Source organism: Acinetobacter sp. SwsAc5, assembly GCF_013391485.1.
Lineage (GTDB): Bacteria > Pseudomonadota > Gammaproteobacteria > Pseudomonadales > Moraxellaceae > Acinetobacter > Acinetobacter towneri.
The window spans coordinates 23796-36529 of record NZ_JACAXD010000008.1 but is presented as its reverse complement, the minus strand read 5'-3'; the positions used below and the strand labels follow the sequence as shown (position 1 = coordinate 36529).

Below are 12734 nucleotides of genomic sequence, written 5' to 3'. Positions count from 1 at the left end.
GCTAACGCCTGTAGCCTAGATTGATTAACCATACATGACATACTTATGGGAGTGCGTCATGTCTGAGAAAAAGCCGTGGGAAATGGATTGGGGTAATACTAAACAAGAACAAAACCCTGCCAGCAATTCTAGTGTAAAGCCGTGGGAGATGAATTGGGGTAAACAAGAACCTCAAAAACAAGACAACCCACTGGTACGCGGCTGGAATAAAGCAAAAAACAGCATGGCTATTTCTACTGATCTTGCTACTGGTGATACAGCATCAGCAGCGCAAAAGGTCAAAGAAGCAGATGATTATGCAAAAGCTAATCCAGGCTCCAAAGAGGGTCAGGTTCTCATGAATGCATGGGAGCGAGGAGATGGGATTACTGGAGGTATTTCAGAAGTTGTAGGGCAGATTAAAAAAAATGCTGAAAATTCTGACGGGTTTATTGGAGGTGTTCGTTCTGTAGCTAAAGATGTTAAAGCGATGGGTTCTGGTCTACTTGAACAAACACCCAATATGATTGCACCCATGACAGGTATGGCAGCGGGTGCAAAAGGTGGTGCGCTTGCGGGTGGGGCAATTGGAGCTGCTTTTGGCGGTGCGGGTGCAGCACCTGGTGCTGCAATTGGTGGTGTAGTCGGGATGATTGGCGGTGGAGCTGCAGGCAACACAGCGATTGAGGGTGGCTATCATTTACTTGATTCGATACAAAAAGCTGGAATTAATCCTCAGGATACAAAAGCAGTTCAGGCATTTATTGAAAAGAATGGCGATCAACTTTTTGATGAAGCTGCGGTCAAGGGTCTTGTTTTGGGTGCGGTTGATGCTGCAACTTGGAAGATTGGACGTTTTCTTTTAGATGCACCCGCAAAGGCTGCGACTACTCGAGCTTTGGCTGACATGGGAGTAGATACAGCAGACAATGCTGCGGTGAAAGCAGCAATGAATAGCAATGATTTTGCTAAACGTATTGCAGCAGACACAACATATCAATCATCATTGAAAGGCATAGGTAACGCAGCACGAAATACGGCAGCCTTTGCAACAGAACCTTTAGGGGAGTTTACAGGGGAGTATGTTGGCTCAGGGGTTGCGTATGGCGATTGGGACACAAAAAACGCAGCATTAGAAGCGATTAGCTCACTCGGTCAATCGGGTGTGATGTACACTGGGCAAAAAGCTTTTCAGTATTTAAGTCGCCCAAAGAGTTTTGATGAAGAGCAACAAAAAGCACTTGCCCAAGAACAGCAAAGCTTAGTTGATGCAAATCAAGCACAGGAACAACAATTAACTGAGCAACCAAGTCAAATTGAACCAGAAATTGATAATTACAACGCACAAGAAACTTTTTCAAATGGTGTTAGTGACCTTATTGAACGGCACGACTTACATGAAGCACGTAGTCGGATCGAAAATGCGCATACTGAAGGCTTAGACGCCACAGATGTAACTACCCAGTTTAATGATTTAATTTCTAAAGAATATCAGCCTATTCAACTCCAACCCACACAACAATCGGATCAACCATTATCACAGCAGATGGGCATTAATCCTAATGATGGCCCTATGTCATCTGCAGCGGCTTTGGCTGTGGATTCTGGAGTATCACAAGCTGCAGCAACTTCAACTAAAAAATTTATTTCAGAGCAAGACTGGTATAGAAAGGAAAATGAATGGAATAACTCAATTTTAAGTCAGTTAGAAAACCATGATTTTGCTGAAGCACGGAGACGAATTGAAACAGCACAATCACAGGGTTTTGATGTAAATCATGCAATTATGCGTTTGAATGATTTACTGGCCACTGACTATCAACCAATTAAAAATATCAATGAAAATAATTTAGATAAGCCCGAAAATCAAATTACAGGCAATAAATCTGATGTGTTGGGTGATCTTACAGATTTATCGCTTCTTACAAAAGATGAGGGCAGCTTCAGCCCTCAGCAACAGTTAATGCAAAGTGATCTAAATAATGCACAACAGGAAAACATTTCAGCAGATATTGCAGCAACACCAGAAACAACAAGCCAAAATACTCAAGGAATTGAGCCAACAAAGGGAACAGAAACGCAGAGAGTATTTAAAAATGATGAGTCGGATACACCAATCATTCCTATAAGTACTCAAATTTCCCAACTTGAACAAAATTTTGCAGCAGCTGAGACTGCTCCACAAAAAGCAAAACTACGGAATCAAATTGATCAACTGAAAATGCAACAACAGGGTAAAGATGCTACTCAGTTGCAAGAAGCACGATCATTTCAGGGTGACACACAGGATTTCTATCAAAACGAACTGCAGCACATTGGAGAGCAAGTCAAAGGCTTTATTGATCCCGAAACAGGTAAGCGACGGAAAGCTTTTAAGTTGTTATCTGAAAATCTGCAGGGGGATTATGTTGTTGTGCCTGAAGCCTTGGGACGTAAATCTAAAAATGGTGAATACCGATCTAAAAATGTATATACGGCTAATGGTGAGTTTGTTGATACTTTCCACGGTTCTGTACAGGATATGGTACAAGCATTAAATGCAGATGAAGCCGCAAAGCGATTAAATACCGAACATAGAATTACGCCTATGGCGGAGTTATACAAACAACAACAAGCAGCTTATCACGCAAAAAACCAAAATATTAAAGGGGAGCTTGATAGTAGCGCCAATGAAGCTGCAACAAGCCCTTTAAATAATGTACCAGAACCAACCCAAGCACAAATTGAAGCGGGCAATTATAAAAAAGGTCATATCAAGGTTCATGGCCTAGATATTGCCATAGAAAACCCACGCGGTTCGGAGCGCCGTGGCACTGATCCTGATGGAAAGGATTGGGCACACACAATGAGTGATCATTATGGTTATATCAAGCGCACGAACGGTGCAGATGGTGAGCACATTGACACTTATATTGGGAGTAATCCTGAGTCGGATCAGGTTTATATTGTTGATCAAATTGACCAGCAATCGGGTAGATTTGATGAGCATAAAGTGATGATGGGTTACAACTCGCAAGAAGAAGCAGTTGCAGCCTATCAGTCGAATTTTAATGCAGGATGGAAAGTTGGTCCTATTCGGGCAATGAATACAACTGAGTTTAAAGACTGGCTTAAAAGCGGGGATACTTCTAAACCTGCTAGTGAGAGTGAAAATGTTAGTAAAAAATCAAAACAGTTAAGAGCGGATATACGTGCTGTACTTGACCATAATGATAAGCAGGGTGAGCATGGTAATGATGCTGATGAGTTGCATGTATTTGCTACTCGTGTGGCACAGAATATTCAAATGGAGAGGGTTAAAAATCCAGATACGCCTGTTACTCGTGAGCTTGTAGAAAGTGTACTTGATGATGCGCTGGCTGATGCCAATGTACTTGGTTATGAATTTCCAGATGTTTTTTCAAAATTTATAGATGATGTGCTGGGTGTTGTGAATAAGCAAGGTCATTCTCAGTCTGTATTAAAAGATAAATTTGAACAGGAATTAAATCATAAACCAGAATTTGAATCTAAAAGTCAGGACAAAACCAATGCCGATGAACAAACAGAGTCGGGAACCAAGCTTTATAACCGTAACAAGCTAAAGCCAGATGATGAGCGTACAGGCACATCACCAATGGATACCACATTCAAACCATTATCTGTGGTCACTGGTACCCGACGTGTCCTTTCTATTCTTCATCATCTCAAATTGTCCGCTACACAAGATGCGTCTACGGGGCGGCTCTTTGTCTGGAATCGGCAAGGGGTCGGGGTCGATAAAGTCAAAGGTTTGGATAGCCATAGCTTTACGATTCAGGTTGTCCAGTCGTTTGATGGCTTGCCGTCTGCGATACAACAAGATGCAACCTACCAAGATGAGAATGGCAATACACAAAATTATGATGTAAGCGGTGTTTGGCATAATGGCACGCTCTATGTAGTTGCCGATCAAGTGTATGGAGATAGCGGAAAACAGCTTACTACATTTGATGCGTATGAGGAATTGTTAGTACACGAAATCATCGGCCATTTTGGTATTCAGCAGATATTCGGAAAACAATATAAGACAAAGTTGCAGCAGCTTTACAATGCTATAGGTAAGCTGGATGGCATTCGTAAAATTGCTAAAGATAATGGCGTGGATATGCAGCAATTTGAAGGTGCCTATATTCAACCTTATACCCAAGCCGCCAAAGAGGAAATTTATACTGAATCCGATGTGCAGCAAGCTTTAGTTGGTGAGTTATTTGCTTTTATTGCTCAAAATGCAAAGTCTCAACCTTTTTTGAGACAAAAATTAAAAGAAGTCGTTGGCTATATACGTCAATGGTTCCGTGAACGTGGCTTTAATAATTTCCTTTCACGCTATAACGATAGCGATTTGATGATGTTTCTTGCTGAAGTACGTAAAGCCGTTGTTGATAAACGATATTTTGGTAAGTATGAAAGCAGCACAATATCGAAAAATAACAACGATAAGTTATTTAGCCGTGGGCAATCTACCAATCGTACCGATACATCGGTAAAACAGGTGCGAGATAAGCTTATTGAGCGTTTTGGTGCCAGTACAATAAATCAATTAGAAAAGCAGGGAAAATTAAATATCCTGGATACTTATTCCGAAGCAGGTATCGAAGGGTTTTACGAGAAAGGCCAAGTCACCTTAATTGCCGATGCTTTAACGGATGAAACTATTGTCCCAACATTCCTGCATGAGTTGGGTGGTCATGGTGGTTTTCAGAATATGATGACACCAAAACAGTATCAGGATTTAATGCGTCAGTTTGATCGACTAATTGCCCAGAATAATCCAATTGCTTTAGAGGCAAAACGTCTTGCAGAACGTGAAACGAACTTTGATATTCAGCAACTAGAAATGCTGCCATACCTTTTAACTTTGGCATCTAATACACAAGTTAAAAATGCAATTCACAAAGGGAATGTTAAACGTCTGATTGATGAGCTTATCTCTCAAGTTAAAGCTTGGCTTTATGACCGTTTAGGGGTGAATTTAAACCTTAACCCAAATGATATGGTTGCTTTGGCTAAGCGAATGATTGAGAAGGCTACTCAAGGCAGTTATCTGGAAAAGTCGGATAACTCCGCTCAATATTCATTGAATGAAAATAGCCATGCACCGTTTCAGAAAGCGATTGATGATGTAGTGGCTGGGAATGCAGTTAATCGTTATATCAATATGGGAAAAACGCCTAACGTATTAAAAATGATAGGCTTGCCTGATACAAAAATGTCTATTCATGGAAAAACCATTGAAAAGGTGATGGCGCAATATTTAGGATTACCAAAAGGTCGGCATAGTAATATCCATAATTTGAGTCCTGAAACTTTACGCCAGTTACCAAAGCAGATTAATAATCCAGTGGCGGTGTTTAAATCTGGCAATTATGCAACTAAGCAAGGCTATGTTGTATTAACGGAATTAAAAGAACCACACCAGAAAACAGGAAAAAATAACCCTATTATTGTAGCTCTACACTTACGTCAATCCAGAGATGGTCTTGAGTTAATAAATGTAGCGAGTGTTTATGGTAAGGAAAGCCGAAGTGCGTTACAGGATTTTCTTAATAATGACCTATTATATTGGCATAAAGAAAAAGGCTCACAATTTTTGAATGAGGAGCAGCTCCAATTGCCGCTCGAAGCTCATTCATATGTAAGCCTTTCTAATACCAATATTAAAACAAATGACGATTTAGTCAAGTATGAAGATCAAAAACTATACAGTCTAAACGCAGACTACAACAATATTGCCAACCGTATTGCGGGTGGTTTAAAGCAATTACCAAAGGTTGAGAGTTTGATTAACAACAAGAAGGTAGATTGGTTGCCACTTGGTTTGCAATTCTTAAGTCGTAGACATTTAACTGAAATTTATCACAAAATTTTACCACCATTAACTAAGTACAATGAATTAGCAGCTCAAATGGATGCTGATAAAAATGATATTGCTGCTGAGGCGGATAATATTGTACGTGAGTGGTCTAAATTAAAGGATGAAGAAGCTTTAGCAAATGTAATGCATGATGCAACTTTAGCTCAAATTGACCCTGCTAAACCATACCAACAGGGCGATAATAAAGTTAAATATCAACAATTACTTCATGCGTATAATAATTTATCCCCTGAAGCTCAAGCAATGTATAAAAAGGCTCGAAATGCCTATAGTGGGCATTATGCCAAAGTTCGTGAAGCGATTAGAGAACGCATTTTACGCTCAAGTTTAAGTAATCAGAAAAAAACTGATCTGTTAAAGAAAATTGAAGGTTCCTTTGGTCAAATTAAAGGTGTGTATTTCCCGCTGTCACGTTTTGGGCGTTATGTGATTGTAGTGCGAAATAAAAATGGTGATGCGGTAAGTGTGAGTCGGGCTGAAACGATGGGAGAAGCAAATTCTGTACGTGCTGATTTAATAAAACAATACCCATTGTTTAAAGTTGAAGATGTGAAGCTAGACAAAGAATTCAATGCTGCAGAAGATGGCGTTAGCCGTGGCTTTATGTCTAGTTTATTTGAGGAGGTTGGTAACTTAGGTTTAGATACCAAGGCACAAGCTGATTTTGAAGACACGTTGAGTCAATTGTATTTAAGCTCTTTACCTGACTTATCTTGGGCAAAACATGGCATTCACCGTAAAGGTACAGCGGGATTTAGTAATGATGCTAGACGTGCTTTTGCGCAAAATATGTTTAGTGGTGCAAATTATCTTGGCAAATTGCGCTATGGTGATCAATTGGCTGAGCAACTTAGTGAAATGCAGAAACATGCTGATGAACAGTTTAAAAATGTTGCTGGATATGATCAGCGATCAGCCCAAAGTGTTATCGAAGAAATGAAGAAGCGCCACGAAAATTTGATGAATCCTAAAGGGCATCCATTATCAAGTTTTCTTACTAGCGTTGGCTTTATGTATTACTTGGGTTTATCACCTGCAGCTGCAATTGTGAACTTGTCACAAACTGCATTAATTGCATATCCATTAATGGGTGCTAAATGGAATTACGATAAAGCAGGCAAAGAGTTACTGAAAGCATCACGAGATTTTGCCAAGGGTGTTGAGTTTAAGGTTCCTGATTTTTCTAGCCTAGCGAGTTTTAAAGATAGTATTGGCGATGTTTATAGTCCCAATATTGACAAAATTATCAAAGGACTAGAGCTAGATGCTTACAATGAAGCCGTAAAGCGTGGTGTTATTGATGTTACGCAGGCTCATGACTTAGCAGGTATTGCTCAAGGTGAAGACAGTAAAGTGATGTGGTATTTCCGACCAGCAATGCGCTTAGCAAGTGGTATGTTTCACCATGCTGAAAGATTTAACCGTGAAGTGACTTTCATCGCTGCCTATCGTTTAGCTAGCCAATCTGGAGCCAGTCACGCTGAAGCATTCGAGCAAGCTATGGATATGGTTTACAGAGGGCATTTTGATTACTCAGCAGGGAACAGAGCACGTTTTATGCAGGGTAATGTTGCTAAGGTACTTCTTTTGTTTAAGCAGTATGCACAAAATATGCTGTATACCTTAGTTCGCAATGCTCACCAGTCTCTATATGCACTTGATCCTGCGGATAGAAAAGAAGCGCAACGTGCTTTGGCTGGTATTTTAGGGATGCACGCACTAGCTGCAGGTGCAATTGGTCTGCCGATTACAGGCATGTTAGCTACAGCATCTATATTGATTGCTAAGAAAAGCAAGCTTGGTGCTGCCGCCTTTGGAGCAGCGGCACTTGCTGCATTCTTTGGAGCTGCTGATGGTGATGACGAAGATCCTTATGAGCTGGAAAATGTGATTCGTAACTGGTTGGCAGATATTCACCCTACATTTGCCGATTTGGTGTTTGGTGGGGCGCCACGAGTACTTACACCTGTAGACTTATCAGGTCGTGTGGGCTTAAATAACCTAATTATTCCTGACGTACAGGAAGGACTTGAAGGTGCAGATTGGGCAACTGCAATGCAGTCTGCATTACTTGGGCCAGTCGTTGGAATTAGCACAAGCACAGTAAAAGGTTTGCAGCAAATTCAAGATGGTGACTATGGTCGTGGCATAGAAACCATGTTACCTGTTGTGTTGAAAAATGCGATGAAGTCTTATCGTTATGGTAGCGAAGGTGTACTTACTAAGAACAATGATGTGATTCACCCCGAGGATGTGACAGGGGTTGAGTTGTTTTCTCAAGCAATTGGTTTTTCACCTGCATCTGTCCGCACTTCCTATGAGGGGCGGTCTGCTATTTTCCAATACAGAACCAAGCTGGAAGATCATCGTCGCGGACTTATGCGCAAATGGGTTGTTGCTCGGCAGAATGATGATAGTGATGGCATGAATAAAGCATGGGCTGAAATTCAGGAATTCAACGAAAAAGTCAGTGCGAAAAATCCAAGAATGCGTATTAATCGTATGAACTTAATGCAGAGCTATAAGTCCACTGAGCGAAGAGCGAAAGATACAGGTGATGGTGGGGTTTATCTCACCAAACGGCAGCAAGTGGCTGAGGAGCAAGGTGGGTTTGCTTTTAATCGGTAATAGGAAAAGCCACCTTTGTCGGGTGGCTTGATATCTTTGAAAAGTTTATTTGTTGCAGTATATGAAATAGTTTTGCATATGCTGCAAAAACGATTAAAATATTAAAACAAGCGAATTTTAGACAGGTAGTCTGATGGTAGCTCCAATCCCAAAGACTAAAGCAACTGAATTACTCGAAGAACTCTCTAGATTTGATGAGTTGCACTTAGTTATGTCTGAATTTCGTAAGAATAAATATTTAATTGATATAAGAAAATTATTAGAAACCAATGTTGATGTCGCTCAACTGTGGATTTGCAAGGGATTTGTTCATTCTCGAGCTGGTGAGCCGAAAGAAATGTACGATGCTTTTCAAAATGCTCAAAAGTTAGGGGCGATAGACCCGGACTCTATGTTTAATCAAGCCACACAATACGTGCTCTATGGTCTTTTTGATGAAGCAATTCGTGCAATCAGCTTAACTAAAAACACAATAGCGCAAGAACAACTTGAGAGAATTGCATTATCAACATTTGCTTATGATAAAATTGAAAAGCAAGAGTTGATGGCTGAAACTCGTGAAAAACTTCAAATAAGAAAAAACAGACTAAATGATTTAAGCATTGATATTAATCAAGCTGCTCAATTTGTTGACATTTTTTTTAACTTTTTACGTGAACAAAATATTAGATTCGGATTGGTACGTCATACTATTTTTGATGATGAAGAGTACTATCTTCACTTTGAAGCTGTAGCTGATCTTGAGTTAACTCAAGATATTTTAAATAAATTTGATCAGTATATTGCTGAGCATCCAGAGTTTTATGATATTAATTCAAAAATTAATATTATCTTAACTCCAGTTTCTTCTATTTGGCATAATTTTGCGGCTTAAAATGAGTTTTAAACCACTTCAAAGACTAAATTATGCACAAGATTTAAATGCATCTGGAATGACGGACGAATTACATTTTAGATGTGTTGTTCATCAAGCCTATTATGCTGCTTTGAATCAACTGCAATATGAAATAGATAACAGATTATTTTTTCCAGTAGATGGTGATGATCGTATTAGGCATTCGCATAAAGCGCTTATTGATGCTTGCGATAACCAAACTCGAAATTTATGTACAGGTGATGGTCGGAAAAAATTACTGATGACTGTCGTAAATAATATGCGCAGAGCCAAAAGAATGCGCGAAGTTGCAGATTATAATATTGCAACCAATGTTGATAATGTGAGTGCGCAAACCACCCTAAGATTTGTTCAAGAAATTTTTAATTGTCTCGAGCAATATGAGTAACAGTAAGCCACATTGCAGTTATTAGTGAGCTTGTTGGTGGTGGTTACAAATGGTCGAATAATTTAAATTCATCTGCTGAAAAGACTACAGGCATTACGAATGAATAAACTTGAGCAACGAATTCAAAAAATGGCATCTGGTGATAGAGCTTGGATTGGGCATGGCTATGATGTAAACGAAATGCAAAGTATTCATCATTTTTTACTTTGTCTTGAAAGTAATGAGGTGATACAAATTTTAAGTGTTCACCGGGAATCTACATCTGCTCATAGGTTAGTGGATGCCGTTAGAATTGAGAAATTGTAGAAATTTTTTCTTCTAAAAAGCCACCCTTAGTTGGGTGGCTTCTTCAATTATCTGTTTGCTAAATATCGACCTGTAGTAAGTAGTTCATTTCCATAAACAAACTCTAACAACCCATCAAATTTTTTAGCAAATTCTGCAAGATTGATAGGATAGTAGCCTTTGAGCAGCGGCATTGCTGACAGTTGCCCATCGTCACGAACATGCACAAACCAAGAATGATAATGACCACCACCATATTCATTGTTAATTTGCTGAGCAACTTGAATTACTTCTTGAGGATACGGCAGGGCTTTAATTTCCTGTTTTTCAGGTTTAGCCTTTAACTGAATTGTTTCAAGATAATGAACCGCTTCAGGGAAATGGATCGCCAGTAACTCCGCATAGCGTGGAATTTTGAAATGCCTATTATGGCGACTCCACATTTCTGCATAGATTTTTCGTTCACCACCAGAACGACGCGCCACAATTTCATGTAGTAAAGCTTGCTGTTCTGGTGAGATAGCCTTGCGTTGGTTAATTGCCTGCCCTTTGGTCCAGTAGTCCCACAAAACATCATCACATTCATTTTGGTACGTAATGACCGTTTCACGAAGTTCGGGTTTTACTTTGTTTGGGCTGATAGTCATCAACCAACCGAAAAGTTTTTTGAGTGGCAAGCACAGCATTTTATACTGTTTGCCGTCTTTACCAGTTGTGGTGATTTCCCCCACAACTGAATTAAAGCGCTGTTTGATTTTAACCAGTTGCGCTTTCCAGTCTAAACCCATATTTTCAACAATTGGACGCATTGCTGTATATGGTTGCCCATTAAACTCAACTAAATATAGTTCAGCATTATGGAAAGGTACTGTGATTTGAGTTAAACTATTCATAGTTAATTCCTCTCTGTTATTGACTACATCAAAGCCCTTGCCGTCCAAAGTTCGGGCTTTTTTGTTGTCTGTGGTTTTCATGCTTTCGCACTCTTTCTATTTTCAATTAATAATTTAACTGCTTCATTCAATAGAAATACCATTGAGCGTTTTTCTGAATTAGCAATAACCTTAAGTTCTTTGTGAAGTTCTTCTTCTAAGCGAACTTTCACATAAACAAATTCATTCTCCACTATCTTCTCCTAGTCCCCATTATGGGGTGTTGATTTATAGTACCCATTTTGGGGTTATTGGTCAAGACCCATTTTGGGGGTAATATTCGTTTTATTTGGGTTAATTTTTCATGAGTGAAGATCAGAACAGCGTTGTGACGCTCAAAGTTCGAGTATCACCTGAATTTAGAGAGAAAATTGTAAATACAGCAAAAGCTAATAATCGTTCAATGAACCAAGAAATTGTTGCCCGCCTAGAGCAAAGTTTTGCTAATGATGAAAAACCATCAAATCAATATGTCGATATTTCAAAAGCATTGGCTTTAATTTTTGATGAGATTCAAGACTTAAAAAATAATTCGAAAAAGTGAGTTATCTTTATTTTAAATCCCGATAGCCCCCTGTAAGCCTATGGAAATTGTTCTATTTAATAAAAACTCTACGCAGTGCGTGGAGTTTTTTTTGGAGTGGGGGATGCAAGAGAATACATGGCCTTGGGTGATTAAAGTTGTACCTGCGGTAGTCGGTGCAATTTTAGCGCTAGTGCTCAGTGGTGACATAGACAAAGACGGAAAAATCCAAGTGTCTTTGAGCGTTATAGGTAAGTTTTTAGCAAGTGTTACAGTAAGTTTATACGGAGGCTCAGCCTTTATTGAGCACTTCGAGTTATTAGCAAAATCTACGATGTATCAGGGTTTTGTTATGCTCATTTTTGCAGTATTTGGGTTGCTTGCAATCGGTATTATTTATCAATCATTTGCTTTATTACACGGTAAACCTTTATCTGAAGTAATTGCAGAAGTTAAGTCTGCATTTATTGCGATTATTAGTGCAGGCAAGGGTGGTGGAAAATGAATAAGATGCAAATCAAAAAACTGCAAAAGTCAGTCGGTGTGCATGATGACGGCATCATTGGTCGTGGCACCTTAACTGCAGTATTTAGAAAACTGGGGGCTTCACAAAGCCGTGCTGAAGAACTCGGTCTTGCTGCTAATGTTCATCTACGCAACTTTGGCATCTTAGATAACTCACTTCGCTTTACACACTTCTTTGCACAGTTATCACATGAATCTGGCAACTTCCGATACATGGAAGAAATAGCTTCAGGTTCTGCTTATGAAGGCCGCGCAGATTTAGGTAATACACAGCGAGGTGATGGCAAGCGATTTAAAGGACGCGGACCGATTCAGCTCACTGGCCGCGCAAACTATCGTAAGTATGGACAACAACTAGGCATCGACTTTGAAAATAATCCTGAAATTGTAGCAATCCCAAGCATCGGGTTGATGGTCGCTTGCAAGTTCTGGGCTGACAATGGACTTAATTTGTTGGCAGATCAAGATGATGTAAGGGCTGTGACACGTCGTATCAATGGTGGTTATAACGGTTTTGAAGATCGTAAATCACACTTAGCAAAGCTGAAAAGTTGGGTGTGATAAAAAGCCATCAAGTGATGGCTTTTTGTTGTGATTGGCCAATCAATATTGACATCGTAGAGGTCTAAAAACATCAATGAAAGCCGACGCATAAAAGTCGGCTTTTTTTATTTGCATTTTTT

General features: G+C 39.6%; 9 protein-coding genes. 7 read left to right on the top strand and 2 right to left on the bottom strand.

The features are described 5' to 3' along the window. Positions 1-58 precede the first annotated feature (58 nt). From HYG89_RS16005 to HYG89_RS06170, 4 genes are all read left to right on the top strand, one after another. Complete coding sequence (locus HYG89_RS16005; protein WP_256733942.1) at positions 59-8503, top strand: PLxRFG domain-containing protein; 8445 nt, start codon at positions 59-61, stop codon at positions 8501-8503. Positions 8504-8636: 133 nt separating this feature from the next. Next, a complete protein-coding gene (locus HYG89_RS06180; RefSeq protein WP_178866662.1) occupies positions 8637-9377 on the top strand; it encodes a hypothetical protein in 741 nt (246 codons plus the stop codon). 1 nt (position 9378) lies between these two features. Continuing rightward, the gene (locus HYG89_RS06175) at positions 9379-9786 is read left to right on the top strand and encodes a hypothetical protein (protein ID WP_178866661.1); all 408 of its coding nucleotides are present in this window, start codon (positions 9379-9381) and stop codon (positions 9784-9786) included. A gap of 99 nt (positions 9787-9885) precedes the next feature. Then, positions 9886-10092 carry a hypothetical protein gene (locus tag HYG89_RS06170; RefSeq protein ID WP_178866660.1) on the top strand — a complete coding sequence of 69 codons (207 nt, stop codon included), beginning with the start codon at positions 9886-9888 and terminating at the stop codon, positions 10090-10092. A 47-nt stretch (positions 10093-10139) separates the two neighbouring features. On the opposite strand, the gene HYG89_RS06165 is transcribed toward HYG89_RS06170, so the two are convergent. Together HYG89_RS06165 and HYG89_RS06160 are read right to left on the bottom strand one after the other, a co-directional pair. Next, the gene (locus HYG89_RS06165; RefSeq protein ID WP_256733951.1) at positions 10140-10964 is read right to left on the bottom strand and encodes a phage antirepressor N-terminal domain-containing protein; all 825 of its coding nucleotides are present in this window, start codon (positions 10962-10964) and stop codon (positions 10140-10142) included. Positions 10965-11041: 77 nt separating this feature from the next. Then, positions 11042-11197: a hypothetical protein gene (locus HYG89_RS06160; RefSeq protein ID WP_171057658.1), complete on the bottom strand. Its 156-nt coding sequence runs from the start codon at positions 11195-11197 to the stop codon at positions 11042-11044. A 110-nt stretch (positions 11198-11307) separates the two neighbouring features. Here HYG89_RS06160 and HYG89_RS06155 point away from each other — a divergent pair, with 110 nt between their 5' ends. The 3 genes from HYG89_RS06155 (at position 11308) to HYG89_RS06145 (ending at position 12612) form a co-directional block, all read left to right on the top strand. Beyond that, a complete protein-coding gene (locus HYG89_RS06155; protein ID WP_178866658.1) occupies positions 11308-11547 on the top strand; it encodes an Arc family DNA-binding protein in 240 nt (79 codons plus the stop codon). A 103-nt stretch (positions 11548-11650) separates the two neighbouring features. Next, positions 11651-12031 (top strand): hypothetical protein, encoded by a 381-nt coding sequence (locus HYG89_RS06150; RefSeq protein ID WP_178866657.1) that lies wholly within the window; start codon positions 11651-11653, stop codon positions 12029-12031. 5 nt (positions 12032-12036) lie between these two features. Further along, positions 12037-12612 (top strand): glycoside hydrolase family 19 protein, encoded by a 576-nt coding sequence (locus tag HYG89_RS06145; protein ID WP_178866778.1) that lies wholly within the window; start codon positions 12037-12039, stop codon positions 12610-12612. Positions 12613-12734: the final 122 nt, after the last annotated feature.

Excerpts from the sequence above, each read along its gene's own strand:
- HYG89_RS06150 (WP_178866657.1), top strand. The coding sequence starts at position 11,651 with ATGCAAGAGAATACATGGCCTTGGGTGATTAAAGTTGTACCTGCGGTA.
- HYG89_RS06170 (WP_178866660.1), top strand. The coding sequence starts at position 9,886 with ATGAATAAACTTGAGCAACGAATTCAAAAAATGGCATCTGGTGATAGA.
- HYG89_RS16005 (WP_256733942.1), top strand. The coding sequence starts at position 59 with ATGTCTGAGAAAAAGCCGTGGGAAATGGATTGGGGTAATACTAAACAA.
- HYG89_RS06180 (WP_178866662.1), top strand. The coding sequence starts at position 8,637 with ATGGTAGCTCCAATCCCAAAGACTAAAGCAACTGAATTACTCGAAGAA.
- HYG89_RS06165 (WP_256733951.1), bottom strand. The coding sequence starts at position 10,964 with ATGAATAGTTTAACTCAAATCACAGTACCTTTCCATAATGCTGAACTA.
- HYG89_RS06145 (WP_178866778.1), top strand. The coding sequence starts at position 12,037 with ATGCAAATCAAAAAACTGCAAAAGTCAGTCGGTGTGCATGATGACGGC.
- HYG89_RS06175 (WP_178866661.1), top strand. The coding sequence starts at position 9,379 with ATGAGTTTTAAACCACTTCAAAGACTAAATTATGCACAAGATTTAAAT.
- HYG89_RS06155 (WP_178866658.1), top strand. The coding sequence starts at position 11,308 with ATGAGTGAAGATCAGAACAGCGTTGTGACGCTCAAAGTTCGAGTATCA.